The organism is Cupriavidus necator, assembly GCF_016127575.1.
Lineage (GTDB): Bacteria > Pseudomonadota > Gammaproteobacteria > Burkholderiales > Burkholderiaceae > Cupriavidus > Cupriavidus necator_D.
This window is the reverse complement of sequence record NZ_CP066020.1, coordinates 17,826-43,501: the sequence shown is the minus strand read 5'-3', so window position 1 is coordinate 43,501 and position 25,676 is coordinate 17,826. Positions and strand designations below refer to the sequence as shown.

Sequence of the window (25,676 nt, the reverse complement as noted above, 5' to 3'; positions counted from 1 at the left end):
CCGACTCGCTCAACAAATGCGCGGAAGCTGCTCGCCGGACAGCCAGTCCACCACGCGCATCCCGCCGAATTTTGTGCGCATCTGCACAAAGTGGCGCCCGTCCTCGATGACCTCTCCGATGCGCCGTGCCTCGCGACCGAGCGGATGCCCCCGCATGGCGGCAAGCAGGGCATCCGCGTCCGCAGCTGCGCAAATGGCAACCAATTTACCTTCGTTCGCCACGTACAGCGGATCAAGCCCGAGCAGCTCGCATGCCGCGTCCACCTGTGGCAGGACGGGGATCGCCGCTTCGTCCAACACCATGCCCACTCCCGATTGACTGGAAATTTCGTTGAGCGTGGTCGCCAGTCCGCCGCGCGTAGGATCCCGCAGCACTCGTACCCCCGGCACCACGGCCAGCATCTGTGCCACCAAGTCGTGCAGCGCGGCGCTGTCCGAGCGGATCTCAGTGTCAAATTCAAGCGACTCGCGTTTGGACAGGATCGCTACGCCATGCTCCCCCATAGTGCCAGAGAGCAGAATAGCGTCGCCGGGCCTGGCCCCGGCGCCGTCGATTAGAATGCCCGCTGGCACCACGCCGACGCCGGTAGTGGTAATGAATACGCCATCACCCTTGCCTTGCTCGACCACTTTCGTGTCACCCGTCACGATAGGCACGCCAGCCTCACGCGCAGCCCCGGCCATCGATTCGACAATGCGCTTAAGATCCGCTAGCGGAAACCCTTCCTCGAGGATGAAACTCGCGGCCAGATACAGCGGTTTGGCACCGGCCATCGCCACATCGTTAATGGTGCCGTGCACCGACAGGCTACCGATGTCACCCCCGGGGAAGAATAGCGGCGACACCACGTGCGCGTCGGTGGCCATCACCATTCTGGCCCCGGCAGGCATGGCGAAAGCCGCCTGGTCGTTGCCCTGGCGCAGCCACTCATTGTCAAACGCAGCAACGAACAGTTCCTGGATAAGTTGTGCGGCTGCGCGCCCCCCCGCGCCGTGGCCCATGTCGATTCTGCCGCTCTTGATGTTCAGGGGCCGTTGATAGCCCAGTTTAACGGTGCCGCTCATGCTGCCACCAAGGGGATATCCTTGAACCGCCCATACGAATAGTGCGCGGCGCAGGCACCTTCGCTGGATACCATGCACGACCCCATCGGATTCTCCGGGGTGCAGACGGTAGCGAACAGCTTGCAGTCGGTTGGCTTCTTGACGCCACGCAAGATCGCGCCGCATTCGCAAGCCTTATTGTCAGGCACCGGCCGGTAGCGCAGATCGAAGCGTTGCTCAGCGTCGAAACGCGCAAACTGCGCGCGGATGCGCAAGGCGCTATATGGCACCTCGCCGAGTCCTCGCCACTCGAAAGACGGCCGCAGCTCGAACACTTCCGACACCATGGCCTGCGCGCTCTCGTTGCCATCGCGGGTGACAGCGCGCACGAACTCATTTTCCACCTCTGCGCGTCCGCTGTTGACTTGTCGTACCAACATCAGAATGGCTTGCATCACATCGAGCGGCTCGAAGCCTGCGATCACCACCGGCTTACCGTACTCGCGTGAAAAATGCTCATAGGGCCGGGTACCGATCACGATACTCACATGAGCCGGCCCAACGAATCCGTCGATGGGCACAGTGCCATAGTCGCGCACCTCGGGCGACTCCAGGATGTGGGTAATGGCCGACGGCGTAAGCACGTGGCAACACAACACACTGAAGTTATCCACCTGGCGCGCCTTCGCCTCGCGAATAATCAGCGCAGTTGGAGGCGTTGTAGTCTCGAAGCCAATGGCAAGGAACACCACCTCGCGCTGTGGATGCCGCTGCGCAATTTTCAGCGCATCAGCGGCCGAGTAGACCATGCGGATGTCGGCCCCGTGCGCCTTGGCCCGAATCAACGACATGCCCCCCGAGGCCGGCACCCGCATCGTGTCGCCGTAAGTGCAGACGATGGCGTCGCGCTCCAGCGCCAGATGCAGCGCTAGGTCAATGCGGCCGATCGGCAGCACGCACACTGGGCAGCCCGGCCCGTGAATCATCCGCACGTTCTCGGGCAGCAGTTCGGTCACGCCGTAACGCGAAATGGCATGCGTGTGTCCGCCGCAGAACTCCATGAAGTTGTAGCGTTGCCCCGGCCGCGCCTCAGCGCGAACGTGCGCCGCAATGCGTTGCGCCAGCTCGCCGTCGCGAAATTCTTCGATGTATTTCATGCCGGCTCCTGATGAATGTTCATCCCATGCATCGGCTCGGACGCAGGCGGCTGCACTCGCTCCAATTCCGCGAACAGACGCAGCGTGCGTTCTGCTTCCTCTGGATCGATCTTGCCAATCGCGTAGCCGACATGCACGATGACGTAGTCACCGACTACGGCATCGGCCATCAGCGCGAGAGATATGGTCTTACGTACACCGCTCAGGTCGACTACGCCCTGCTGGTCCGCTTGCAGTTCCACCAAACGTGCGGGAATCGCTAGGCACATGGCGCGCCCTCCTCCTGTAGATGCGTTTGCGGCGCCAGGGCAGCCGTAGGCTGGCGGGCCGCGACCCAGGCTTGCCCCAGCGCGAGCCCTGCATCGCCGCACGATACCGCGCGCGGCAGCAACGCTTGCAAACCTCGCGCTGCCAATCCGGCTTGCACGCTGGCGCTCAAAATGCCATTCATGAAACATCCACCGCCCAGGGCCACGGTCTTCAGTCCGTGGCCCTGCGCTGCGTCAGCGGCCCACCCCACCAGAGCCTCGGCGAGCGCCACATGGAACAGCGCCGCGCCCCGCGCCGCTTGCCCCGCCTGACCCTCATCGGCCAGCGCAAACAGCTGCTCCAGCAGCCCACGCAGATCCAGAACTCCGTCCTGATCCACGACGTACGTACCGACGCATTCAGGCGGCGACAGCGCGGACAGATAGTCGGCCGCAAGCGCCTCCAGGGCGATCGCAGCCTGCGCCTCGGCCTGCTGCCGCACACTGACACCCAGCGCACCCGCCGCGGCGTCGAACCAGCGCCCGGCGCTACTGGATCGTGGACAGTTGAGTTGCCGTTCCAGCATCGCTGCCACGGTACGGGCCGCCTGCTCACCTACAACGGCGCCGTAGCGCCGCCCGATCTCGCCCGTACGGTCCAGCACATGTAGCGCTGCGGCTGCCATGCGCCAGGGTTCGCGCGCTGCCACGTCGCCGCCAGGCAGCGGCAGCGACTGGAGATGCCCCAAGCGACACCACTCTGACGGAGAAACCCATAGCAACTCCCCACCCCAAGCCGTACCATCCGTGCCAAGACCGACGCCGTCCAGCGCCAAGCCGATCACGGGTTCTCTCAGATCGTATTCCGCCATCAGCGCGGCGATGTGCGCGTGATGGTGCTGGACGGCCACTGCCGGCACGCAAAGCCGAGCCGCCAGGCGTTGCGCGAGTTGCGTGCTATAGAAATCCGGGTGCAGATCATGCGCCACCGCCTGCACCTGGCCGTGAGCGCTGTCAAGTAACTGTTCGACCGACTGGTCAAGCGCATCGCAGTTGGCCGGATCTCCAAGATCGCCATGTATCGGGGACCAGAGGACCTCGGCGCCCCGCAACAGGCATGCGGCATTCTTCAGCCATGCACCGCAAGCCAGCACCGGCGCATGGTCGCTGCCGGCTGGCAAGGTCTGCGCTCGCATCTCACATCTCCTTCGACACCGCCGGACCGGGAGCCAACTGCGTTCCGAGGGCAGCGATTCCGGCCTCCGGCGCGGCGATACGCATGCGCGCGCCATCCGTTGCGGCAGCAGCCCCTGCCGCCGCGCCGCCGGCCAGCATCCAGTCTAGCCACTCGTCCACGCCCTCTCCTGTCGCGGCCGACAGCTGCAGCACCTGAAGGTGCGGATTGACTTGCCGCGCATATTCGATGCAGCGTGCTACATCGAAGCGCAGATGTGGCAGCAGGTCGATCTTGTTCAGGATCATCAGGCTGGCGGCGGCGAACATGTCGGGATACTTGAGCGGCTTGTCCTCGCCCTCGGTCACCGACAGGATCGCCACCTTCGCGGATTCGCCCAGATCCCACATTGCAGGGCACACCAGATTGCCGACGTTTTCTATGAACAAGACGCTGCCGATGCCGCTGGATCGGTGATCGTGGTGATCGTGGCGAGCATGCTCGTGGTCATGATGGTGGGAATGCTGTCCGTCCTCTTGACGGTGCTCATGGGTGTGCGCATGTGCCGCGGCGTGCAAGGGGAGGCGCTCGTACGCATTGGCAACCATTAGCGCATCGAGATGACAGCCCTTGCCGGTATTGATCTGGATCGCAGGTACACCCGTGGCCCGGATGCGCTCTGCGTCATGACTGGTCTGCTGGTCGCCCTCGATCACGGCCAGCTGCAGGTCCGCACGGCACCGCCGCAAGGCTTCGATGGTAGTGCAGAGCAAGGTCGTCTTGCCCGACCCCGGACTGGAAACGAGATTCAGTGCAAGCACACCATGTGCGACGAAATGCTGACGGTTGTGTGCAGCAAGGCGATTGTTGTGACCCAGCACGTCCTGTTCCAGTTTGATCGCACGCGCTTGACTGAGACCCGGCACAGACACGTGCGCCGGCCCCGCGCCGTAGTGCAGATCACCGGTGGACGCATCGATCCGTACATGCGCCGCGCCCGGCGGCTCGGTGCCGGTATCGACGAGGCCACGGCCGGGAGCATGTTCGCCCTTATTCTCGTCTTGCCGGGCAGTCTCGTGATTGGTATTGCATCCACATATGACGCACATTTTCGCCTACTCCTTTCTTCTCGCAGATCGCTTCACCCTGGTGTCCTGATTCAATGAATTTTTCATTCAGGACACCAGTGATCTTCGACCAGCATGTCCATAACACGCAACTCGGTCCCCGCAGTGGGCTGGAGCCGGTAGCCGCCGCATCCGCTGCATGGTGCGCCACGCTCCGCCAAAGCAACCGCTGCATTGCACTGCAGGCACCAGGCCTGTCCCTCAGGTTCCTCGATCTCGATACAAGCGCCCTCCAGGCAGGTTCCCGAAGCAATGGCCTCGAGCGCGAAACGCAGCGCGCGTACCTCCACGCCACACAACTTGCCTGCCTCGAGGCGCAAGAGCGTGACCCGAGCAAATCGTTCGCGCCGCGCAGCGTCTTCGAGCAACTGCAAGATGCCACCCGCCAGGCTGAGCTCATGCATGGACAGTATCTCCCAAAGACTCCGCGAACTCCACCGTATAGGGGACGCAAGGATCATACGCCGCGACCAGAATGCCGATGCTGCGCCGCACATCGGCCGCGTCGAACGGCGCGAGGTGGGCGAGCATGTGCGCCACCGCCCCGTCCGGATGGAAGTTCCATTCAGTCGGCGCAATGATCCGATAGCCGCCGATCACCGGTCCTTGCGGCGTATCCACCAGACGTACCCAGTGCATCAGCAAGCCACGGGCCATTTCGCTCCATGCCAACGCCTGGCCGGGAGCCAGCGCCAATGCGCCCATTTGCAGACAAGGTGAATCATGTGCCTCCCCGGATGCCTGCATACCGTCCCGCAGCGACAGCAACACCAACTCCGCGATGCGCGCGCCCAGCCGCAACCACATGTTGCCGAAGGCGCTGCAATCCGCCAGCCCCAGTCGTGTCCAACTGCCAGTCTCGAACACCCGGCCTTGCCAGCTTGGGCGGCAAGGAAAGTCCGCCTCCCCGGCCAAGGACTGCGCCAGTTCGCGCAAGGCGTCCGTTGACGCGTGCGGCAGCAGGGGGGCAGGCATGCTCGCCATGGCCTGCGCTACCTGCATGCACTGACGCATTGCCATTGCAGGCCAGGTGTGGATCTTGGTCGCCCATGTGGAAAGGCAGCCGGCCGGGTCTTCATGCCAATGCGCCAGCCAGCGGCGGGGTGCGGTTCCCAGCACCGCCCTCTCCAGCCAAGCGAGCATGGCGGCCGACTCCGAATGCGACGCCTTCAACATCGGGCAATCAATCAGTTCGCGCTGCGGCACTCGACTATTAAACGTGGACGGCACCGGCCCGCTGGCCAGATGCAGCGGCCAGTCCAGCCAGATGCGGCGGATATGCTCACATGCCGTCTCATGGGCGAGCCTTCGAAACAGCGCCGGTTCGGGCGCGGCGACACGACCAAGCGCAGCGTTCACGGCGAGCGCCGCGGTGACGCCGTGCGCCTCGCCGCACAGAGCAAAGAGCCTCGGCAGGAGGTGCGGTGCAGCCTCGCCGGGCCGGCCTCGCAGCAATCGTTCGGCGAGTTGGGGGCGCTCACCCGCAATGCCTGGCACCTGCCCTGGGCGAAATGTCAGCCGACCGGTCAACGCGACGGCCCGAGTCATAACGATTCCCCCTCAATTCGACGCCTACCGAACAGAAACCCCCGCCTGTCTCGGTGCGGGGCGCACGTTGGCGGTAAAGGCGCATCTGGCGACGCCCGTAACAGACGCAATACTTCCGTCGCGGTTGCGCGCGCACTAGCCTGGTTGGCGAATTCAAACATCGGCGAAAATAATGAGCAAAATTGGTAGGGACCAAACTGTGGCTCCGAGGCACCGATGAATTCGAAGTCGTGGCTTCCAAATCGTCGCATACAGGTCTTTCCCACCGGCAGCGTCGACGCATCCCGCTCTCCGAGGCATGGGCCGTATGGCGCTAGCCAAATCAGGTTCATGAACCAGGGAGTAATGAGAATCCCCATTTCGCCATCCGAGCCGCCCGCTGATTCGGCACACTGCTCGAACCCCAATGCTTCCACCGACAACGCGCGGTTCACCACGGGGATATCGGCCATGCGAGTTGCCGCAATGCAGCAGAAAGCCTCTTCCAGATGGCGCACCCGGTCCACTTCACAGGCTCCATAGTTGGCCAGCAACATCGTTGCAGTCTCTCACGCCTGCGGACCGAGCACCATAAATTGCTCGGCTTCACCGTCGCAATTCGGACACCGCCAGTGCGCCGGGAGCGCCGAAAATGAAGTGCCGGGCGCAATCTGCCAAACTGGATCGCCGACTTCAGGATCGTACTCCCACCAGCAGATCTTGCATTCCAGCCGCGCGTCGGCCGCCAGGCGCCCCCGATCTCCCAGGTAACTGCCTTCGAAGCGCCCCATACCTGCGTCGTTCATATGCTCCCCACCCATTTCAGTACCTCTGTCAGACGTTCGTGAGAATCCCGCAGGTCTTCCGGGGCCGCGCAGGCCACTTCCGGCAGATCGGTAATCTCGACGGTGTTGAGAATGGTGGTGTCCTGCGAATTGAAATACACCACCCGCCAGCAATATGGCACTGCCGTGCTGCTAATGCGACAGTTGCCATAGCCGCGCGAAAGGATGGTGACGCTTGCAGCACCGAGAGTTTCGTCGAGAAACGTAATATCTTGCGGCGACATCGGCAGTAATGTCAGGTTGACGACATGCACCGGCTTGCCGGGATGCCAACTCAGCAATTGGTCATCGATCTCCGCCAGGATCGAGGGCGCGTTCATGACACCGTCGGGCACCCGCCCGACATCCAGACTCCACTGATTGGCGCCATAACGCGCCGCGCCGCGCAGCACTTCCGGTGCTGCGCCAACCTCGATGTAGTCCGTCGTCGCATCGGGGCAAGTGGACACCACGCGCCACACCCCTGCAAATACAGCTTCCTGGATATACACCTGGTACTCGCCCTCAATCCTTGCACTCACCTCCCCCTCACCAAGCACTTGCTTGAGCAGTTGACGGTTTTCTTCGTCCAATGCCCACAATTCGATTCTTGGATTGGGCTGTTTCGGGTCCGCGCGGTCCAGCGCGTCGAGAATCGCCCGCAGCACACTTTGCGCTTGGGTCAGGCAGGCAATCTGCTCGGGTTCCGGCAGCACAGGCGGTGTATAGACACTCATGCCCTGCGGCATGTGTATGTAATCGAGCGTTTCATCCTCGGCTTGCGAACCGGGACCGAGCAGCACGACCGGAATGGGAAATGAATTCATCGCGTTGTCCTGTGAGGCATTGTTCGACGGATCAGTGGCAACTGCCGCCGGCTGCCGCCGAAATCACTGGAATGCCGATGGATGGCGGCCGTGAAGTCGGCATCGCGAGCGCCCGCCGGACCTCGCGCACGTATTCGTCCCAGTCGCGCATGCCGGCGATTACGCTCACATAGGCACCGTCTCGCAAGAACACCAGCGACGGTCGACGCTGCGTGCCAAAGCGATTCGCCAGCACATCTTCGTGCTCACGTTCACGTTTCGCCACGCCAATGCGAAAACCATTGAAGAACACCCTTTGCAACTCCGGCAACACGACAGCGACATCCACGCACTCGGGAAAGCGCACCGGGTCGCCGGCGATAAACAGCACGCAATCGCCGCCGCCAGCCAGCCAGTCGTCAATGGAATCCTGGTCAACCCAGGCAGCCTGATGCTGTTCGACCAGACGTTCGATCACCGGCGGTACTGCGTCCGTCGTCGGGATGGGGGCAAGAAACATCGCTGATTCGGTCGACATGAAAGTTACCTTAGTAAGAGGAAGAATCTCTGGAGTTGGATAGAACGGCGAGGTCCTCGCGGGCCATCGCCGATGGCAGTTCAAAACGTGGTTGCGCTTCGGATGCGTCAAGACCCAGCAGGGCCGCTTGCAGCATATCCAGCGTGGCATCGATTTCATGCGCCCTGAGCGCATCGATCCGCTCACGCGCCGAATCCAGGAAGACCAGCAGCCAGTCGCCCTGCTGGCAGTCACCAACCAGCGCGCTCGAGACTCTCCGTCGTTCGCCGCGTCCCGCACAGACCGCATATCCAGGCTCGATCGCCATGACCTGCATGGGAATGCCAATACACATATTCGCCCCTCACAAATCCTGTGGCATAAAACGTTCATCGCCAATCCGGCAGGCGGCCCGAGGCGAAGGACGTTCGGCTTCGTAGCGATCGAGCGCCAGATGCGGCACGGTCACGGCCTCGGCAGGCGCAAGCTCCGCAGTGCGAGGCACCGGCATCCCGCCCCATCTCCGCAGCAAGTCCGCCCCTTTCTCCACCGCATCCTCCACCGCAGCCTTCATCACCCGCCTTAGACTGCCGCCATAATCCTCCAACTCCTCCGGCTGACAGCCGATCAGCACCACCTGCTGCGGGTACTGTCCCGTCAACTGGGCGAGCAACAGTACTTCCTGGAAGCCGGTCTGGTGCAGGCTCATCTTCTTGGCCCCAAGGAATTTCGGCACCGCCTCGTCTTCGATAATTCTCAGCGTTCCTGGAGGCAGGCCATAGTCGATCGCATCGAAGATCAGCAGGCGCGACGCAGCCTGCACGTGGTGGATCAGATAGAGCCCCTGCGTGCCCCCGTCGACCAGGCATACCTGCGGTGCGAACTGATAGCGCTGCTGGAGGGTTTCAATGCAGCGCACGCCAAAGCCCTCATCCGCCCAGAGCACATTGCCAATGCCCATTGCAACTACCACCGGCTCCTTGTCACGGGATTGGTTACAGCTGGTTCCAGGTGCGATATCGGACGTTTGAGTTGGTCTCATGGCGGTGGTCAGCGAAAAAGGGAACCGTGTACCGTGCGGCGAGCGACCGAGACACGAAAGGAGGAACAGGCGCCTTTCCAAGCCTGACGGCTGTTCCAATTGATGATTTCATGCAAGCGCCGTTTCGCAATCCTGAGCAGACAGCGGGCGTGGGGCTGCGACAGGCCGAGCGGCTTGAGGTAATGACTACTCAGAAAACAGCCCGAATGAACCGACACGCGCCGTGACACGCCGGGATGCCACCATACCGAGGGCAATACCTCCGGTAGCGGGTGCATGGTATCGACGAAAGCCTGCGATCGCTTCGGTTGCATTGCGCATCAGTCCTTAAAGGTCCGATAGCCCGAGACCATCGTGCTCACTACGCTCTGGCGGCCCATGATGTCCTCGCGAATCGCTGCATAGACATGGACGATCACAAACACCACAATGAACCACATACCCAAATGATGCCAGGTATGCACATCCTGAGATTGACCGAGCAAAGGAATGACCCAGCCGAACATGCGCTCCTGCCACGAGCCCATCTGTGCGCCTTCGCCGTACATCGCGAAGCCCGTGAGGATCATGAACACCGAACTCAGGAAGAAGATGAAGAACATCGCGAAACGGGCCAGCGGATTGTGACCGACATACCGGCTTGGACGCGCAGATAGGAAGGCGTACCAACGCAGCATCGAAATCACCTCCTGCCAGTACGCCCGAGTGAACACCGGCACGGAGAAGAGTTCGCGGGAATGATGATTCCCTGCCGTCGCCCAGTAGATGCGGCCCAGCATGCCGATCGCGAATATGTAAGCTGCGACAAAGTGGGCAAAGCGAATATAGCCCATCAGAAAGTTTGCGCTGGCCTCCCCCGGCCTGGTCGCGGGCGGCGAGCCGATAAAAAATCCGGTCACTGCCAGCACTACGATCGCCAGCGCATTGACCCAGTGCCACAGCCTCACTGGCGCCTCATAAACATAAGTGGCCTTGATTGACTTCCCGCTGGCTACCGCTCCTTCGTCGGTCCCGGTCGCATCTGCAATGCGATCCGCCTGCATTTTTGTGCTCATGCTATCTCCTTGTGCCGTTGCCGAACCGATATCCGCTCGCTGGCCAGACGCCGGTCCGGCACCTTTTATCGCACCTTGACTGTAGTGAGTTCCTGGCCTTCCGCGCTCATGACGTGAGTCGAACACGCCAGACAGGGATCGAACGAATGCAGCGTGCGCAAGATTTCCACCGGCTGCTCCGGGTTGACCATCGGGGTGTTCATCAGCGAAGCCTCAAATGCGCCGATCTGCCCCTTGTAATCACGCGGACTGCCATTCCACGTGGTAGGCACTACGCACTGATAGTTCTCGATCCGGCCGTCCTTGATACGAATCCAGTGTCCGAGAGCGCCGCGCGGCGCAGCGACGGTCCCAACGCCCTTGGCTTGCAGCGGCCAGGTGGCAGGATCCCACTTGTCAACGTTGGCGGTTGCCGTATCGCCCGCCCGGATGTTGGCGACCAGATCATGCCAGTCGCTATGCATCATTTCTCCGCAATATTGGCTCTCGAGTGCGCGCGCCAGCGTACGACCGATCGTGCTGGGCAACAACTGCTTGAGCGTGTATTGTGTTTCTGGCAATCCCAATGCCTTTGGTATCGCACTGTTGATCATCTGCGCGGAGTACTCAAGCTGCTCCTTGGGACGCTCAGCGTACTTGTTGCCGCTCCGCGCATGGGCATAGGCAAGGATGTAGCGCGACAGCGGCCCTACCTCCATCGCGTGGCCGCGCCAGCGCGGCGATTTAATCCACGAGTACTTCGCGCTCTCGTCGATTTGCTCGATGCGCGTGCGTGTACCCTTAGTGTTTGCACCGAGCACGTAATTGGGCTCAGTCACGCCGTCCCAGGGATGCAGACCTACGCTCTCGTCGGCATACTTGTACCAGCTGTGCGACACGAATTCCTGCACCTGTTGGGAGTCGCGCGGATCCACTGGAAATACTTCGTCCCAGTTGCCGTTGAGGATCGCGCCGCCGGGCAGTTGGTCAGTGCTCTTGTTGTAGGCAACGTTCGGGTACTCGCCGTAGTCAAGCACGTTGGTGGCTGCCAGCCCGCCGCCGTACAGCCACCCGGCCTGTTTATACAGTGTGCCGATGGCGAGCACGTCTGGCACGTATACATTCTTATTGAATTCGATGATCTCGTCGATGCGCGCCTTAACGAAGCTCAAGCGCTCCATATTTACCGGCGCGCTGGCAGCCCCGATACCATCGAGATTGATCGCGCACGGCACGCCACCGACCAAGTAGTTCGGGTGCGGATTCTTGCCGCCGAAGATGGTGTGGATTTTCACCCACTCCTTCTGTAGGTCCAGCGCTTCCAAATAATGCGTGACCGCCATCAGATTGGCCTCCGGCGGCAGCACATAAGCCTTGGATCCCCAGTACCCATTCATGAAAGGGCCAAGCTGACCACTCTCGACAAAGCGCTTGAGTCGATTTTGAATATCGCGGAAATAGCCTGCCGAGGACAGCGGATGCGCAGGCGAAACTAACTGCTGCAACTCGGAAGTCCTCTTCGGGTCGGCTTTCAGGGCTGACATGACATCCACCCAATCCAGCGCATGCAGGTGATAGAAATGCACCGCATGGTCATGCACCTGCAACGTCTTGGCCATGATCTCTCGGATCAGATGGGCGTTCTTTGGAATTCTGATGTCGAGCGCGTTTTCCACGGCACGCACCGACGCAAGCGCGTGACAACCGGTACAAACACCGCAGATGCGTTCTACGAACGCCCAGGCGTCGCGCGGATCGCGGCCCTTGAGAATCACTTCCAGTCCGCGCCACATGGTACCAGTGGAAACAGCGTTGCGAATGACATTGTTGGCATCGACATTCACCTCGCAGCGCATATGACCCTCGATGCGGGTGACGGGATCGACGACAATGCGACGGCCGCGGTCGTCAAGATTGAAGCCTTGGGTTGCGTAAGCTGACATTATTTCGATCTTCCTGATTCAGTCGTTTCCCCGGCGGCTTAGTGTTCACTGCCGCTGGTTTCGTTCTTCTTCGACGCACGCTTGATCGCAGACGCTGCGGCATGCGCCGTCACGGCCGCCCCCACCACGACGGAGGCCGTTCCGCCAATCTTGTCGGCGTTGGCCTCAACGCCGAACTGGCTGATGCCGGTCAGACGATCGTAGAATGAGCCTTTGTCCCAAAAGCCATCCTCGGAGCAACCAATGCAACCGTGGCCCGACTGAATGGGGAAACTCGTCCCCTCGTTCCAGCGCGTGGTGGAGCAGGCGTTGTACGTGGTCGGGCCTTTACAGCCCATCTTGTATAAGCAGAAGCCTTTGCGGGCTGATTCGTCGTCCCATTCCTCGACGAACTGGCCGGCATCGAAGTGTGGACGCCGGTAGCATTTGTCGTGGATGCGCTGGCTATAGAACATCTTCGGCCGACCCTGTCGATCCAGTTCGGGAATACGATCGAAGGTGAGCATGTAGGTAATGACACCCGTCATCACTTCGGCAATCGGAGGGCACCCCGTGACCTTGATAATCGGCTTGTCGGTGATCACCTTGTGAACCGGTGTGGCCTGAGTGGGATTAGGTTTGGCTGCCTGCACGCATCCCCAGGATGCGCAGGAACCCCAGGAGATAATGGCCTTGGCATCCTTGGCCACGTATTTGAGCTGCTCAATGAATGGCCGCCCACCGATGATGCAGCTCATGCCATCCTGATTGAGTGGCGGATTCCCCTCCACCGCCAGAATATAGTTGCCCTTGTACTTCGTCATGATCTCCTCGAGGATGGCCTCGGCCTGGTGGCCGGCAGCCGCCATCAGTGTGTCGTCATAGTCCAGTGAGATCATCGATAGCACGACGTCCTTTGCCAGCGGATGGGCCGAGCGAATGAACGATTCCGAGCAACAGGTACATTCGAGACCGTGCAGCCAAAGTACTGGTGTACGCGGCTTGGTTTCCATCGCGTGCGCGATCTGCGGCAGAAAGGAAGGTCCCAGTCCTAAGGATGTGGCTGTCAGGGAACAGTACTTCAGGAAACTTCGTCGCGAAATGCCCTGCCTGCGCATGACTTCATAAAATGTTTCGACCATAACCTGTCTCCTAATTTCTGTATTGGTATTGGCATTCGTCGCGATGCGCCAACCGGGGAGCGATACCGCCCTCGCGCACGAATGCTGGCTTGGCGACATAGTTGAAACAAGATCTATGCCTGAATCCGAAGACCTGGGGAAAACCCCCGCTACCATCCTGAGTTGGATGGCTTGTTTAGAAAAAGATTGATACCGAGAAGGCATGTATGAGCATCTGTGACGCAGGTTCGTGCGTCCGCCCGACAGCGCCCTATTCGGCGAACCTACAACGCAGGACACCGGATCCTGATTTGACAATATTTCATCCGTCATGAAGTGGACCGTCGCCTGGCGCTAGCCGACGCCAGATGCTCACTGGGTTTTCGCTTGAATGCATCAGAAGGAAGTTCAGTGATCGGCGTTGAACTCGGATGAGCCCCCGCCCCCGGCGTCTCGCCCCGCCCAACGGAAAGGCAATGAGCCGGCGCTGCTCGCAGCCTTCCTGTACCCCTGCTGCATGCGCGGCAGGAGCGGGTCTGTCGTCCGAGCAATGCCACGCAGCTACTGCAGACCAGCCCGCAAGCCCAACTGCCGTGGTGCCGGATGCTTATCTCGCCACCGGCGCCATGACACATGCGCAGGCCGACGCCATCTACCAGGATCCCCGACTTGCCGAATCCCCTAGGCCACAAGCCCGCCGGGCAGCAGCCCGCCGTATTCCCGTTCCAAATATTCCGCCGTGTGTTCCAGCAGGAAGGTGCGACATAGCTCGCTGGCGGGCGACAGCCGCTTGCTAGCCATGTGCACGACATGCCAGACACGCTCAATTGGCGTGCCTGCCGCATCGAGCAGCGCGATCTCCCGGTGTGTGCAATTCCAGCGACAGCGTGTGCAGTGATAACAGGCTGATGCCCATGCCGGCCATCACCGCTTACTTGATCGTTTCATTGCTATCCAGCATGGGCACTTTGGCCGGTGCAAAGAGGTGGTGCCCGAACATCTCCTCGGCCACCGAGCGAGTGCCAGAATGCGGCTCGCGCAGCAGGAAGGTTTCGTGGCGTAGTTCTTGCAGATCGAAGCGCTCAGCGTCACGCAGCGGATGCCGCGGCGAAGCCACTAGCACGTGCGGATGCGAGGCGATGGGTTCGGACACGGCGTCGAGTTTGCGCGGCGGCCGGCCCATCAGGGCGAGGTCGATCGCGTTGTCCTGCAGCAGGCGCAGTAGCGTTTCGCGGTTGCCTTCGGCGAAGCGGACATCCACGCCCGGATAGCGTTCCGTATACCGCGCGAGCAGCTTGGGCGCGAAGTATTTCGACGTGCTGATCAGCCCGATCGTGATCGACCCCTGCTGACGTCCTTGACGGCCTGCAGGCATTCCTCGGCGTCCTTGACCTCGCCGAGGATCCGGGACGCATGGTGGCAGCAGGCGGTCGCCGGGCGCAGCGTGAACTGTCCCTTGACCCGTTCGAACAGCGCCAGGCCGACCACGGATTCGAGCTGCTTGACCTGCATCGAGACCGCTGGCTGGGTCAGGTGCAGTTCCTCGGCGGCGCGCACGAAGCTAGCAACTGGCGAAGGGTGAGGGCGCGCAGGAAGGACATGAGCAGTGGGGGCGGCTTTTGAATGGTTCCGTGATGTGCAGTCTGGGTCGCACTTAAGGGATTGCTTATACGGTGTCTAAGAATATCTGAATTTACCTTATGTTAGTGGGCTTATATCTTTGCATCAACGCAGCAGCCACGACGCTCAACCACGCAAGGAGACAAGCATGAACGCACCTGAATCGGTCCAAGCCAAGCCGCGCAAGCGCTATGACGCCGGCGTCATGAAGTACAAGGAAATGGGGTACTGGGACGGCGACTACGAGCCCAAGGATACCGACCTGCTGGCGCTGTTCCGCATCACGCCGCAAGACGGCGTGGATCCGGTCGAGGCCGCTGCCGCGGTGGCCGGCGAATCCTCCACCGCCACCTGGACGGTGGTGTGGACCGACCGCCTGACCGCCTGCGACATGTACCGCGCCAAGGCCTACCGGGTCGATCCGGTGCCCAACAACCCCGAGCAGTTCTTCTGCTACGTGGCCTATGACCTGTCGCTGTTCGAGGAAGGCTCGATCGCCAACCTGACCGCGTCGATCATCGGCAACGTCTTCAGCTTCAAGCCGATCAAGGCCGCGCGCCTGGAAGACATGCGCTTCCCGGTGGCCTATGTGAAGACCTTCGCCGGCCCCTCCACGGGCATCATCGTCGAGCGCGAGCGCCTCGACAAGTTCGGCCGCCCGCTGCTGGGCGCGACCACCAAGCCCAAGCTGGGACTGTCGGGCCGCAACTACGGCCGCGTGGTGTATGAGGGCCTGAAGGGCGGGCTGGATTTCATGAAGGACGACGAGAACATCAACTCGCAGCCCTTCATGCACTGGCGCGACCGCTTCCTGTTCGTGATGGACGCCGTCAACAAGGCTTCGGCCGCCACCGGCGAGGTCAAGGGCAGCTACCTCAACGTGACCGCCGGCACCATGGAAGAGATGTACCGGCGCGCCGAGTTCGCCAAGTCGCTGGGCTCGGTCGTCATCATGATCGACCTGATCGTGGGCTGGACCTGTATCCAGTCCATGAGCAACTGGTGCCGCCAGAACGACATGATCCTGCACCTGCACCGCGCGGGCCATGGCACCTACACCCGGCAGAAGAACCACGGCGTGTCCTTCCGCGTGATCGCCAAATGGCTGCGCCTGGCCGGCGTCGACCACATGCACACCGGCACCGCGGTGGGCAAGCTGGAAGGCGATCCGCTGACCGTGCAGGGCTACTACAACGTCTGCCGCGATGCGTACACCCATACCGACCTGACGCGCGGGCTGTTCTTCGACCAGGACTGGGCTTCGCTGCGCAAGGTGATGCCGGTGGCCTCCGGCGGCATCCATGCCGGCCAGATGCACCAGCTGATCCACCTCTTTGGCGACGACGTGGTGCTGCAGTTCGGCGGCGGCACCATCGGCCACCCGCAAGGGATCCAGGCGGGTGCTACGGCCAACCGCGTGGCGCTGGAAGCGATGGTGCTGGCGCGCAACGAAGGCCGCGACATCCTCAATGAAGGGCCGGAGATCCTGCGCGATGCCGCGCGCTGGTGCGGACCGCTGCGGGCTGCGCTCGATACCTGGGGCGATATCAGCTTCAACTACACGCCGACCGACACCTCGGACTTCGCGCCCACCGCGTCGGTGGCCTGAGCCCTGGCGCGACGCCACCAAGGCACGACGAGCGAACCCAAAGAACGAGAGGACATCATGCGTATTACTCAAGGCACTTTCTCTTTCCTGCCCGACCTCACCGACGCGCAGATCACCAGCCAGCTTGAATACTGCCTGAACCAGGGCTGGGCGGTCGGCATCGAGTACACCGACGACCCGCATCCGCGCAATACCTACTGGGAGATGTTCGGCCTGCCGATGTTCGACCTGCGCGATGCCGCCGGCATCCTGCTGGAGATCAACAACGCGCGCAGCACCTTCCCCAACCACTACATCCGCGTCACGGCCTTCGATTCGACGCATACGGTGGAGTCGGTGGTGATGTCGTTCATCGTGAATCGTCCGGCCGACGAGCCCGGCTTCCGCCTGGTGCGCCAGGAAGAGCCCGGCCGCACGATCCGCTATTCGATCGAGAGCTACGCCGTGCAGGCGCGCCCCGAGGGCAGCCGCTACTGAGCGGCACCGGCTGAACCGCCGCGCGGCGCTGCCACGACGCTGCCGCCGGCGATTTCCTGACTGTGCCATCCCACGGTTGCGCCGCCGCCAGGCTGCGCGTCCGGGGGGAGCTGCGCCTCGAATTTATCGAGGTGAACGATCCTCACGGAGCCTGCCATGTCCGCACCCGAAACGACCGCACCGCTGCAGCCACCAGCTGCCCAGGCCGCATCGCTGCCTGGATCGCTGGCCGAATCGCTGGCCAGCTCGGGCATCACCGAGCTGCTGGCCCAGCTCGACCGTGAACTGATCGGACTGAAGCCGGTGAAAGCGCGCATTCGCGATATTGCCGCCTTGCTGCTGGTGGACAAGCTGCGCGCCGCGCGCGGCTTCAGCGCCGGTGCGCCCAGCCTGCATATGTGCTTCACCGGTAATCCCGGCACTGGCAAGACCACCGTGGCTATGCGCATGGCGCAGATCCTGCACCAGCTTGGCTACGTGCGGCGCGGCCACCTGGTGGCGGTGACCCGCGACGACCTGGTCGGCCAGTACATCGGCCATACCGCGCCCAAGACCAAGGAGATCCTGAAGAAGGCCTTGGGCGGGGTGCTCTTCATCGACGAGGCCTACTACCTCTACCGCCCGGAGAACGAGCGCGACTACGGCCAGGAGGCCATCGAGATCCTGCTGCAGGTGATGGAGAACAACCGCGATGACCTGGTGGTGATCCTGGCCGGCTACAAGGACCGCATGGACCGCTTCTTCGAGTCCAACCCGGGCATGTCCTCGCGCGTTGCCCACCATGTCGATTTCCCTGACTACCAGCTCGACGAGCTGCGTCAGATCGCCGACCTGATGCTGGCCGAGATGCAGTACCGCTTTGACGACGAAAGCCGGGCCGTGTTTGCGGATTACCTGGCCCGGCGCATGGCGCAGCCGCACTTTGCCAATGCCCGCAGCGTGCGCAATGCGCTGGACCGCGCGCGGCTGCGCCATGCCTCGCGCCTGCTGGACGATGCCGGCACGGTCGCCGACGACCGTACCCTGACCACCATCACGGCGTCTGACCTGCTGGCCAGCCGCGTGTTTTCGAAGGCCGCGCCAGCCGCACAGACGCCGGCCAAGGAGTAAGCCATGCAAGCCCTGATCTTCGATGTCGACGGCACGCTCGCCGATACCGAAACCGCTCACCTGCAAGCCTTCAATGCCGCCTTCGCCGAGGTCGGCCTGGACTGGCACTGGGACGCGCCGCTCTACACGCGCCTGCTCAAGGTCGCCGGCGGCAAGGAGCGCCTGATGCATTACTGGCGCATGGTCGACCCGGAAGAGGCCCGCGGCTGCAAGGTGAAGGAAACCATCGACGCCGTGCACGCCATCAAGACCCGCCACTACGCCGAGCGCGTTGGGGCGGGCGGCCTGCCGCTGCGCCCGGGCATTGCCCGCCTGATCGCAGAGGCCGGCGAGGCCGGCCTCCCGCTCGCGATTGCCACCACCACCACGCCGGCCAACCTTGACGCGCTGCTGCAGGCGCACCTTGGCGCGGACTGGCGCGGGCGCTTTGCTGCCATCTGCGACGCCGGCACCACCGCGATCAAGAAGCCTGCGCCCGATGTTTACCTGGCCGTGCTGGAGCGGCTCGGCCTGGAGGCCGGCGATTGCCTGGCCATCGAGGACTCGGGGAACGGATTGCGCGCCGCCCGGGCGGCCGGCATTCCCACCGTTGTCACGCCCACCACCTTCAGCGCGCAGGATTCCTTCGAGGGCGCGCTGCTGGTGCTGCCGCATCTTGGCGATCCCGCCGAACCCATGCCCCAGCACGTGCCCGGCGCGGCACACCGCTGGGCCGACCTTGCCGCGTTGCGCGCCTGGCACCACGGCACCCTGATCGAGGCGACCTGACATGCATGCCACCGAACCCAACACCGGCCATGGCAGCCAGCGCGCCATCCGCCTGGCGCCATCCATCCTGTCGGCCGATTTCGCGCGCCTGGGCGAAGAGGTGTGCGCGATCGAGGCCGGCGGCGCGGACCTGGTGCACTTCGATGTGATGGACAACCACTATGTGTCCAACCTGACCATCGGCCCGCTGGTGTGCGAGGCAATCCGGCCGCTGGTTTCGATCCCCATCGACGTGCACCTGATGGTGGAGCCGGTCGATGCGCTGATCCCGATGTTCGCCAAGGCCGGCGCCAACCTCATCAGCTTCCATCCGGAAGCGAGCCGCCATGTGGACCGCACCATCGGCCTGATCCGCGACCACGGCTGCAAGGCCGGCCTGGTGCTGAACCCGGCCACGCCGCTGAGCTGGCTGGACCACACGCTGGACAAGCTCGACCTGGTGCTGCTGATGAGCGTGAACCCGGGCTTCGGCGGCCAGGCCTTCATTCCGGGCGTGCTGGACAAGGTGCGCCAGGCACGGGCGCGCATCGACCGGCAAGTGGCCGCCGGCGGGCGGCCGGTCTGGCTGGAGATCGACGGCGGCGTCAAGGCCGACAACATCACTGAGATCGCCCGTGCGGGCGCCGACACCTTCGTGGCCGGCAGCGCCGTGTTCGGCGCGCCGGATGCCGACGGCGGCTACCGGGGCATCCTGCACCGCTTGCGCGAGGCCGCCACCATCACGTAGCCCGCACGGCACCACACAAGAATACATAGCCAATCTATAGGAGACCTGTCATGCCCGAAGTCCAGCGGATGACCCTGACGCAGTTCCTGATCGAGGAACGCCGCCGCTATCCGGACGCCAGCGGTGGCTTCAACGGCCTGATTCTCAACGTCGCCATGGCCTGCAAGGAAATTGCGCGCGCGGTTGCCTTCGGCGCGCTGGGGGGCTTGCACGGCAAGGCCAGCACTCAAGCTGGAGAAGAGGGGGCCGTCAACGTGCAAGGCGAGATCCAGCAGAAGCTGGACGTGCTGAGCAATACCACTTTCCTGCGCGTCAACGAGTGGGGCGGCTACCTGGCCGGCATGGCGTCGGAGGAGATGGAGGCGCCTTACCAGATCCCGGAGAACTACCCGCGCGGCAAGTACCTGCTGGTGTTCGATCCGCTCGACGGCTCGTCCAACATCGACGTCAATGTCTCAGTGGGCAGCATCTTCTCGGTGCTGCGCGCGCCCGAAGGCGCCGACACCGTCACCGAGCAGGATTTCCTGCAGCCCGGCAGCGCCCAGGTGGCGGCCGGCTACGCGCTCTACGGTCCCACCACCATGCTGGTGCTGACCGTGGGCAATGGCGTCAACGGCTTCACGCTCGATCCCAACCTGGGCGAGTTCTTCCTGACGCACCCCCACCTGCGGGTGCCGCCCGATACCCAGGAATTTGCCATCAACGCGTCGAACAGCCGCTTCTGGGAAGCGCCGGTGCAGCGCTACATCGGCGAGTGCATGGCTGGCAAGAGCGGGCCGCGCGGCAAGGATTTCAATATGCGCTGGATCGCATCGATGGTGGCCGAGGCGCACCGCATCCTGATGCGCGGCGGTGTCTTCATGTACCCGCGCGACACCAAGGATCCCGCCAAGCCGGGCCGCCTTCGCCTGCTGTACGAGGCCAACCCGATCGCCTTCCTGATGGAGCAGGCCGGCGGGCGCGCCAGCACGGGCCGGCAGACGCTGATGTCGGTGGCGCCGGGCGCGCTGCACCAGCGTATCGGCGTGATCTTCGGCTCGCGCAATGAAGTGGAACGGATCGAGGGCTACCACACCAACCAGACCGACCCCGACCTTCCGAGTCCCCTGTTCAACGAGCGCAGCCTGTTCCGCGCGTCCGCCTGAGGTGCCTGGCCATGTCAGAACGTTATCCCATTATCGCTATCACCGGGTCCTCGGGCGCCGGTACCACGTCGGTGACCCGTACCTTCGAGAACATCTTCTGCCGTGAAGGCGTGAAGTCGGTCGTGATCGAAGGCGACAGCTTCCACCGCTACGACCGTGCCGAGATGAAGGTCAAGATGGCCGAGGCCGAACGCACCGGCAATATGAACTTCAGCCACTTCGGCGCGGAGAACAACCTGTTCGGCGACCTGGAGAGCCTGTTCCGCTCCTACGCGGAATCCGGCACGGGCATGCGCCGGCGCTATCTGCACAGCACGGAGGAGGCCGCGCCGTTCGGGCAGCAGCCCGGCACCTTCACCGCGTGGGAGCCATTGCCGGCCGATACCGACCTGCTGTTCTACGAAGGCCTGCACGGCGGCGTGGTCACCGACGAGGTCAATGTCGCCCAGTATCCCAACCTGCTGATCGGCGTGGTGCCCGTCATCAACCTGGAGTGGATTCAGAAGCTCTGGCGCGACAAGAAACAGCGCGGCTACTCGACCGAGGCCGTGACCGACACCATCCTGCGCCGCATGCCGGACTACGTGAACTACATCTGCCCGCAGTTCTCGCGCACGCATGTGAACTTCCAGCGGGTGCCGTGCGTGGACACGTCCAACCCCTTTATCTCGCGCGAAATCCCCGCGCCCGATGAAAGCATGGTGGTGATCCGCTTTGCCAACCCGAAGGGGATCGACTTCCAGTACCTGCTGAGCATGATCCACGACTCCTTCATGTCGCGCGCCAACACCATCGTGGTGCCGGGCGGCAAGATGGAACTGGCCATGCAGCTGATCTTCACGCCCTTCGTGCTGCGCATGATGGAGCGCCGCAAGCGCGCCGCGCTGTAAGGAGCCGAGATGAACGCACCCGAACGCATCGACCCCGCAGCGCGTTGCGCCAACGCGCTGCGCTTCCTGGCCGCCGACGCGGTGGAGTTGGCCCGCTCCGGCCACCCCGGCGCCCCCATGGGCATGGCCGAGATGGCCGAGGTCGTGTGGCGGCGCCACCTGCGCCACAACCCGGCCAACCCGGCCTGGCCCGACCGTGACCGCTTCGTGCTGTCCAACGGCCATGCCTCCATGCTGCAGTACGCGCTGCTGCATCTCACCGGCTACGACCTGCCGATGTCGCAGCTGCGCCAGTTCCGCCAGTTGCACGCGGTCACGCCGGGGCATCCGGAAGTCGACGTGACGCCGGGTGTGGAAACCACCACCGGGCCGCTGGGTCAGGGCCTCGCCAATGCCGTCGGCATGGCGCTGGCGGAGAAGCTGCTGGCCGCCACCTTCAACCGCCCCGGCTTCGACATCGTCGACCACCACACCTATGTCTTCCTCGGCGATGGCTGCCTGATGGAAGGGCTCAGCCACGAGGCCTGCTCGCTGGCGGGTACGCTCGGGCTGGGCAAGCTGATCTGCCTGTACGACGACAACGGTATCTCCATCGACGGCGAGGTCGCCGGCTGGTTTGCCGACGACACCCCGAAGCGCTTTGCCGCCTATGGCTGGCATGTGATTGCGGACGTCGACGGACACGATGCGCACGCCCTCGATGCCGCGCTGCACGAGGCCAAGGCCGAGCGCGACCGGCCCACGCTGATCTGCTGCCGCACCGTGATCGGCAAGGGCGCGCCCGCCAAGGCCGGCGGGCACGATGTGCACGGCGCCCCGCTGGGCGCGCCGGAGATCGCCGCCATGCGCACCGCGCTGGGCTGGGAAGCCGAGCCCTTCACGGTGCCGGCGGATGTCGCCGACGCCTGGGATGCACGCGCGCAAGGCGCCGCGCGCGAGGCCGAATGGGAGGCGCGCTTCGTCAGCTATTGCGCCGCGCACCCCGAACTGGCCGAAGAATTCGTGCGCCGTGCCAATGGCCGCCTGCCCGAGGGCTTCGATGCCGAATTGATGGCGTTGCTGGACGCGCCGTCGCCGCTGCAAGGCAAGATCGCCACGCGCAAGGCATCGCAGCTGTGCCTGGAGGCGCTCACGCCCGCCTTGCCCGAGCTGCTGGGCGGCTCGGCCGACCTGACCGGGTCCAACCTGACCAATGTCAAGGCGTCGGTCTGGGTCAACCATGCCGGGCATGGCAACTATGTGAGCTACGGCGTGCGCGAGTTCGGCATGGCCGCCGTCATGAACGGCATTGCGCTGCATGGCGGCCTGATCCCCTACGGCGGCACCTTCATGACGTTCTCGGACTATTCGCGCAATGCCATCCGCATGGCGGCGCTGATGCGCCTGCGCGTGGTGCACGTGCTGACCCATGACTCGATCGGACTTGGCGAGGACGGTCCCACCCACCAGCCAGTGGAACACGCCGCCAGCCTGCGGCTGATCCCCAACAACCAGGTCTGGCGCCCCTGCGACGGCGCCGAGACCGCGTATGCGTGGCTGGCCGCGCTGCAGCGTGAGAATGGCCCGACCTGCCTGGTGCTGTCGCGGCAGGCGCTGATGCCGTTCGAGCGCGATGCGGCCCAGCGTGCGGATATCGCGCGTGGCGGCTATGTGCTGCGCGATGTGCCGGCGCCGCGCGTGGTGCTGATCGCCACTGGCTCCGAGGTGGAAATCGCCGCGCGCGCGGCGCTGGACCTGGCCGATGCCGGCATCGCCGCGCGCGTGGTGTCCATGCCCTGCGTCGAGCTGTTCTACGCGCAGGACGCGGCGTACCGCGACAGCGTGCTGCCGCCAGGCTTGCCGCGCATCAGCGTGGAGGCCGGCGCCACCTGGTACTGGCGGGGCGTGGTGGGCGAGCAGGGCCTGGCGCTGGGCATCGACAGCTTCGGCGAATCCGCGCCGGCCGAGGCGCTGTACCAGCACTTTGGCCTGACCCCGGCGCATGTCGCGGCCGCCGCGCGCGTGCTGCTGGAGGACGCTTGATGGCTACCGTATCCCTGCCCTGCACCGCGGTGTTGATCGACCTGGACGGCACGCTGGTCGACTGCGCGCCCGACATTGTCGAGGCCGCCAACCGCATGCTGGCCGACCTCGGCAGCCCGGCACTACCATTCGGCACCGTGGCCGGCTTCATCGGCCGTGGCGTGCCGAACCTGGTGCGGCGTGTGCTGGAGACCGCGCAGCTCGCGCCAAGGGTGGACGCTACCGATGCCGTGGCGATGTTCCATCGCCACTATGCCGACACCAACGGCCGCCTCGGCTCCGTGTTCCCGGGCGTGGAGGCCGGACTGGCCGCGCTCAGGCGGCAAGGCTACCGGCTTGCCTGCGTCACCAACAAGCCGCGCGCGCTGGCGGTGCCGCTGCTGGCGCTGACCGGGTTGTCGCAGTACCTGGAAGTGCTGGTGGCGGGCGACTCGATCGCGCAGATGAAGCCCGACCCCGAGCCGCTGCGGCATGCCTGCAATCTGCTCGACGTCGATGCGGCGCAGGGTGTGCTGGTGGGGGATTCGGCCGTGGACGTGGCGGCGGCGCGCGCGGCCGGCATCCCGGTCTGCCTGGTGCGCTATGGCTACGCCGGCCCCGGCGGGCCCGCGGCGCTGGGCGCGGACGCGCTGGTCGATTCGCTGGAGGCGTTGCCGGCGCTGCTGACGCCGGCGCGGCTGGCGCCCGCCGCCTGATATTGCGCCGGCGCGCAGGCGCGACCGGCAAGGATACCAAGACAAGTAAAGGAGACAGCATGACTATCAAGGTTGCCATCAACGGCTACGGACGCATCGGCCGCAATGTGCTGCGCGCCCACTATGAAGGCGGCAAGCGGCACGATCTCGAGATCGTCGCCATCAACGATCTCGGCAACGCGGCCACCAACGCCCACCTGACCCAGTACGACACCGTCCACGGCCGCTTCCCGGGCGAGGTCTCGGTCGACGGCGATGCCTTCCGCGTCAACGGGGACCGGATCCGCGTGCTGGCACAGCGCAACCCGGCCGAGCTGCCGTGGGGCGAACTGGGCGTGGACGTGGTGATGGAATGCACCGGGCTCTTCACCAGCAAGGAGAAGGCCTCGGCCCATCTGAAGGGCGGCGCGAAGAAGGTGATCATCTCCGCCCCCGGCGGCAAGGACGTGGACGCCACCATCGTCTATGGCGTCAACCACGGCGTGCTGAAGGCGACCGACACGGTGATCTCCAACGCCTCGTGCACCACCAACTGCCTGGCACCGCTGGTCAAGCCACTGCACGAGAAGCTGGGCGTGGTGAACGGCCTGATGACCACGGTGCATTCCTATACCAATGACCAGGTGCTGACCGACGTCTACCACGAAGACCTGCGCCGGGCGCGCTCGGCCACCATGTCGATGATCCCGACCAAGACCGGCGCCGCCGCCGCGGTCGGGCTGGTGATGCCTGAGCTGGACGGCCGGCTGGACGGCTTTGCCGTGCGCGTGCCGACGATCAATGTGTCGCTGGTCGACCTGTCCTTCGTGGCGGCGCGGCCGACCACCGTTGAGGAAGTGAACGGCATCCTGAAGGCAGCCGCCGAAGGCGAGCTCAAGGGCATCCTGGACTACAACACCGCGCCGCTGGTCTCGGTGGACTTCAACCACAACCCGGCCTCATCCACTTTCGACGCCACCCTGACCAAGGTCAACGGCACGCTGGTCAAGGTGTCGGCCTGGTATGACAACGAATGGGGCTTCTCCAACCGCATGCTGGATACCGCGGTGGCACTGGCCCACGCACGCTAG

General features: G+C 63.8%; 26 protein-coding genes and 1 pseudogene. 10 read left to right on the top strand and 17 right to left on the bottom strand.

Annotated features, from left to right (window positions below; translation table 11 throughout):
- Positions 1-9: 9 nt before the first annotated feature.
- The 17 genes and pseudogenes from hypE to I6H87_RS32205 all read right to left on the bottom strand — a co-directional run bounded on the left by hypE (position 10) and on the right by I6H87_RS32205 (position 15,144).
- Entirely contained in the window at positions 10-1,065 is a 1,056-nt protein-coding gene (gene hypE, locus I6H87_RS32285) for a hydrogenase maturation carbamoyl dehydratase HypE (RefSeq protein ID WP_011153942.1), read from the bottom strand.
- A complete protein-coding gene (gene hypD, locus I6H87_RS32280; RefSeq protein ID WP_011153941.1) occupies positions 1,062-2,201 on the bottom strand; it encodes a hydrogenase formation protein HypD in 1,140 nt (379 codons plus the stop codon). Before hypD ends, hypE begins: the two co-directional genes overlap by 4 nt.
- Positions 2,198-2,470: a HypC/HybG/HupF family hydrogenase formation chaperone gene (locus I6H87_RS32275; RefSeq protein ID WP_011153940.1), complete on the bottom strand. Its 273-nt coding sequence runs from the start codon at positions 2,468-2,470 to the stop codon at positions 2,198-2,200. The genes hypD and I6H87_RS32275 overlap by 4 nt, the downstream gene beginning before the upstream one ends.
- Positions 2,461-3,645, bottom strand: coding sequence for a Kae1-like domain-containing protein (locus I6H87_RS32270; RefSeq protein ID WP_011153939.1), 1,185 nt, complete (start codon positions 3,643-3,645; stop codon positions 2,461-2,463). Before I6H87_RS32270 ends, I6H87_RS32275 begins: the two co-directional genes overlap by 10 nt.
- Before the next feature lies 1 nt (position 3,646).
- Positions 3,647-4,732 (bottom strand): hydrogenase nickel incorporation protein HypB, encoded by a 1,086-nt coding sequence (hypB, locus tag I6H87_RS32265; protein WP_011153938.1) that lies wholly within the window; start codon positions 4,730-4,732, stop codon positions 3,647-3,649.
- A 62-nt stretch (positions 4,733-4,794) separates the two neighbouring features.
- Positions 4,795-5,154 carry a hydrogenase maturation nickel metallochaperone HypA/HybF gene (locus tag I6H87_RS32260; protein WP_011153937.1) on the bottom strand — a complete coding sequence of 120 codons (360 nt, stop codon included), beginning with the start codon at positions 5,152-5,154 and terminating at the stop codon, positions 4,795-4,797.
- Complete coding sequence (locus I6H87_RS32255) at positions 5,147-6,298, bottom strand: hydrogenase expression/formation protein HoxV (protein WP_011153936.1); 1,152 nt, start codon at positions 6,296-6,298, stop codon at positions 5,147-5,149. The genes I6H87_RS32260 and I6H87_RS32255 overlap by 8 nt, the downstream gene beginning before the upstream one ends.
- Complete coding sequence (gene hybE / locus I6H87_RS32250; RefSeq protein ID WP_011153935.1) at positions 6,295-6,834, bottom strand: [NiFe]-hydrogenase assembly chaperone HybE; 540 nt, start codon at positions 6,832-6,834, stop codon at positions 6,295-6,297. The genes I6H87_RS32255 and hybE overlap by 4 nt, the downstream gene beginning before the upstream one ends.
- 12 nt (positions 6,835-6,846) lie before the next feature.
- Positions 6,847-7,083: a rubredoxin gene (locus I6H87_RS32245; protein ID WP_011153934.1), complete on the bottom strand. Its 237-nt coding sequence runs from the start codon at positions 7,081-7,083 to the stop codon at positions 6,847-6,849.
- Positions 7,080-7,928: a hydrogenase expression/formation protein gene (locus I6H87_RS32240; RefSeq protein ID WP_011153933.1), complete on the bottom strand. Its 849-nt coding sequence runs from the start codon at positions 7,926-7,928 to the stop codon at positions 7,080-7,082. Before I6H87_RS32240 ends, I6H87_RS32245 begins: the two co-directional genes overlap by 4 nt.
- A gap of 31 nt (positions 7,929-7,959) precedes the next feature.
- Positions 7,960-8,445 carry a hydrogenase expression/formation protein HoxO gene (locus tag I6H87_RS32235; RefSeq protein WP_011153932.1) on the bottom strand — a complete coding sequence of 162 codons (486 nt, stop codon included), beginning with the start codon at positions 8,443-8,445 and terminating at the stop codon, positions 7,960-7,962.
- A gap of 10 nt (positions 8,446-8,455) precedes the next feature.
- Positions 8,456-8,779, bottom strand: a complete 324-nt coding sequence (locus I6H87_RS32230) for a HypC/HybG/HupF family hydrogenase formation chaperone (RefSeq protein WP_011153931.1) — start codon at positions 8,777-8,779, stop codon at positions 8,456-8,458.
- A gap of 9 nt (positions 8,780-8,788) precedes the next feature.
- Positions 8,789-9,385, bottom strand: coding sequence for a HyaD/HybD family hydrogenase maturation endopeptidase (locus I6H87_RS32225; RefSeq protein WP_231881531.1), 597 nt, complete (start codon positions 9,383-9,385; stop codon positions 8,789-8,791).
- Positions 9,386-9,786: 401 nt separating this feature from the next.
- Entirely contained in the window at positions 9,787-10,521 is a 735-nt protein-coding gene (gene cybH, locus I6H87_RS32220) for a Ni/Fe-hydrogenase, b-type cytochrome subunit (RefSeq protein ID WP_011153928.1), read from the bottom strand.
- Between the two features lie 65 nt (positions 10,522-10,586).
- Positions 10,587-12,443 (bottom strand): nickel-dependent hydrogenase large subunit, encoded by a 1,857-nt coding sequence (locus tag I6H87_RS32215; RefSeq protein WP_011153927.1) that lies wholly within the window; start codon positions 12,441-12,443, stop codon positions 10,587-10,589.
- A gap of 38 nt (positions 12,444-12,481) precedes the next feature.
- Complete coding sequence (locus I6H87_RS32210) at positions 12,482-13,564, bottom strand: hydrogenase small subunit (RefSeq protein WP_198489267.1); 1,083 nt, start codon at positions 13,562-13,564, stop codon at positions 12,482-12,484.
- A gap of 660 nt (positions 13,565-14,224) precedes the next feature.
- Positions 14,225-15,144, bottom strand: a pseudogene (locus I6H87_RS32205) (LysR family transcriptional regulator).
- A gap of 167 nt (positions 15,145-15,311) precedes the next feature.
- Here I6H87_RS32205 and I6H87_RS32200 point away from each other — a divergent pair.
- From I6H87_RS32200 to gap, 10 genes are all read left to right on the top strand, one after another.
- Positions 15,312-16,772 carry a form I ribulose bisphosphate carboxylase large subunit gene (locus tag I6H87_RS32200; protein ID WP_011154339.1) on the top strand — a complete coding sequence of 487 codons (1,461 nt, stop codon included), beginning with the start codon at positions 15,312-15,314 and terminating at the stop codon, positions 16,770-16,772.
- A 57-nt stretch (positions 16,773-16,829) separates the two neighbouring features.
- The gene (locus I6H87_RS32195; RefSeq protein WP_011154338.1) at positions 16,830-17,249 is read left to right on the top strand and encodes a ribulose bisphosphate carboxylase small subunit; all 420 of its coding nucleotides are present in this window, start codon (positions 16,830-16,832) and stop codon (positions 17,247-17,249) included.
- Positions 17,250-17,405: 156 nt separating this feature from the next.
- Positions 17,406-18,359 (top strand): CbbX protein, encoded by a 954-nt coding sequence (gene cbbX, locus I6H87_RS32190; protein ID WP_011154337.1) that lies wholly within the window; start codon positions 17,406-17,408, stop codon positions 18,357-18,359.
- A gap of 3 nt (positions 18,360-18,362) precedes the next feature.
- The gene (locus I6H87_RS32185) at positions 18,363-19,127 is read left to right on the top strand and encodes an HAD family hydrolase (RefSeq protein WP_011154336.1); all 765 of its coding nucleotides are present in this window, start codon (positions 18,363-18,365) and stop codon (positions 19,125-19,127) included.
- 1 nt (position 19,128) lies between these two features.
- A complete protein-coding gene (gene rpe, locus I6H87_RS32180; RefSeq protein ID WP_011154335.1) occupies positions 19,129-19,854 on the top strand; it encodes a ribulose-phosphate 3-epimerase in 726 nt (241 codons plus the stop codon).
- 50 nt (positions 19,855-19,904) lie between these two features.
- Positions 19,905-20,999 carry a class 1 fructose-bisphosphatase gene (locus I6H87_RS32175; protein WP_011154334.1) on the top strand — a complete coding sequence of 365 codons (1,095 nt, stop codon included), beginning with the start codon at positions 19,905-19,907 and terminating at the stop codon, positions 20,997-20,999.
- Positions 21,000-21,010: 11 nt separating this feature from the next.
- Complete coding sequence (locus I6H87_RS32170; RefSeq protein ID WP_011154333.1) at positions 21,011-21,889, top strand: phosphoribulokinase; 879 nt, start codon at positions 21,011-21,013, stop codon at positions 21,887-21,889.
- 9 nt (positions 21,890-21,898) lie between these two features.
- Complete coding sequence (tkt, locus tag I6H87_RS32165; RefSeq protein ID WP_011154332.1) at positions 21,899-23,911, top strand: transketolase; 2,013 nt, start codon at positions 21,899-21,901, stop codon at positions 23,909-23,911.
- Positions 23,911-24,606, top strand: a complete 696-nt coding sequence (gene gph / locus I6H87_RS32160) for a phosphoglycolate phosphatase (RefSeq protein WP_011154331.1) — start codon at positions 23,911-23,913, stop codon at positions 24,604-24,606. The genes tkt and gph overlap by 1 nt, the downstream gene beginning before the upstream one ends.
- Positions 24,607-24,665: 59 nt before the next feature.
- Positions 24,666-25,676, top strand: coding sequence for a type I glyceraldehyde-3-phosphate dehydrogenase (gap, locus tag I6H87_RS32155; protein ID WP_011154330.1), 1,011 nt, complete (start codon positions 24,666-24,668; stop codon positions 25,674-25,676).

Coding starts and splice junctions, on each gene's coding strand:
- hypE (WP_011153942.1), bottom strand. CDS start 1,065: ATGAGCGGCACCGTTAAACTGGGCTATCAACGGCCCCTGAACATCAAG.
- hypD (WP_011153941.1), bottom strand. CDS start 2,201: ATGAAATACATCGAAGAATTTCGCGACGGCGAGCTGGCGCAACGCATT.
- I6H87_RS32275 (WP_011153940.1), bottom strand. CDS start 2,470: ATGTGCCTAGCGATTCCCGCACGTTTGGTGGAACTGCAAGCGGACCAG.
- I6H87_RS32270 (WP_011153939.1), bottom strand. CDS start 3,645: ATGCGAGCGCAGACCTTGCCAGCCGGCAGCGACCATGCGCCGGTGCTG.
- hypB (WP_011153938.1), bottom strand. CDS start 4,732: ATGTGCGTCATATGTGGATGCAATACCAATCACGAGACTGCCCGGCAA.
- I6H87_RS32260 (WP_011153937.1), bottom strand. CDS start 5,154: ATGCATGAGCTCAGCCTGGCGGGTGGCATCTTGCAGTTGCTCGAAGAC.
- I6H87_RS32255 (WP_011153936.1), bottom strand. CDS start 6,298: ATGACTCGGGCCGTCGCGTTGACCGGTCGGCTGACATTTCGCCCAGGG.
- hybE (WP_011153935.1), bottom strand. CDS start 6,834: ATGTTGCTGGCCAACTATGGAGCCTGTGAAGTGGACCGGGTGCGCCAT.
- I6H87_RS32245 (WP_011153934.1), bottom strand. CDS start 7,083: ATGAACGACGCAGGTATGGGGCGCTTCGAAGGCAGTTACCTGGGAGAT.
- I6H87_RS32240 (WP_011153933.1), bottom strand. CDS start 7,928: ATGAATTCATTTCCCATTCCGGTCGTGCTGCTCGGTCCCGGTTCGCAA.
- I6H87_RS32235 (WP_011153932.1), bottom strand. CDS start 8,445: ATGTCGACCGAATCAGCGATGTTTCTTGCCCCCATCCCGACGACGGAC.
- I6H87_RS32230 (WP_011153931.1), bottom strand. CDS start 8,779: ATGTGTATTGGCATTCCCATGCAGGTCATGGCGATCGAGCCTGGATAT.
- I6H87_RS32225 (WP_231881531.1), bottom strand. CDS start 9,385: ATGGGCATTGGCAATGTGCTCTGGGCGGATGAGGGCTTTGGCGTGCGC.
- cybH (WP_011153928.1), bottom strand. CDS start 10,521: ATGAGCACAAAAATGCAGGCGGATCGCATTGCAGATGCGACCGGGACC.
- I6H87_RS32215 (WP_011153927.1), bottom strand. CDS start 12,443: ATGTCAGCTTACGCAACCCAAGGCTTCAATCTTGACGACCGCGGCCGT.
- I6H87_RS32210 (WP_198489267.1), bottom strand. CDS start 13,564: ATGGTCGAAACATTTTATGAAGTCATGCGCAGGCAGGGCATTTCGCGA.
- I6H87_RS32200 (WP_011154339.1), top strand. CDS start 15,312: ATGAACGCACCTGAATCGGTCCAAGCCAAGCCGCGCAAGCGCTATGAC.
- I6H87_RS32195 (WP_011154338.1), top strand. CDS start 16,830: ATGCGTATTACTCAAGGCACTTTCTCTTTCCTGCCCGACCTCACCGAC.
- cbbX (WP_011154337.1), top strand. CDS start 17,406: ATGTCCGCACCCGAAACGACCGCACCGCTGCAGCCACCAGCTGCCCAG.
- I6H87_RS32185 (WP_011154336.1), top strand. CDS start 18,363: ATGCAAGCCCTGATCTTCGATGTCGACGGCACGCTCGCCGATACCGAA.
- rpe (WP_011154335.1), top strand. CDS start 19,129: ATGCATGCCACCGAACCCAACACCGGCCATGGCAGCCAGCGCGCCATC.
- I6H87_RS32175 (WP_011154334.1), top strand. CDS start 19,905: ATGCCCGAAGTCCAGCGGATGACCCTGACGCAGTTCCTGATCGAGGAA.
- I6H87_RS32170 (WP_011154333.1), top strand. CDS start 21,011: ATGTCAGAACGTTATCCCATTATCGCTATCACCGGGTCCTCGGGCGCC.
- tkt (WP_011154332.1), top strand. CDS start 21,899: ATGAACGCACCCGAACGCATCGACCCCGCAGCGCGTTGCGCCAACGCG.
- gph (WP_011154331.1), top strand. CDS start 23,911: ATGGCTACCGTATCCCTGCCCTGCACCGCGGTGTTGATCGACCTGGAC.
- gap (WP_011154330.1), top strand. CDS start 24,666: ATGACTATCAAGGTTGCCATCAACGGCTACGGACGCATCGGCCGCAAT.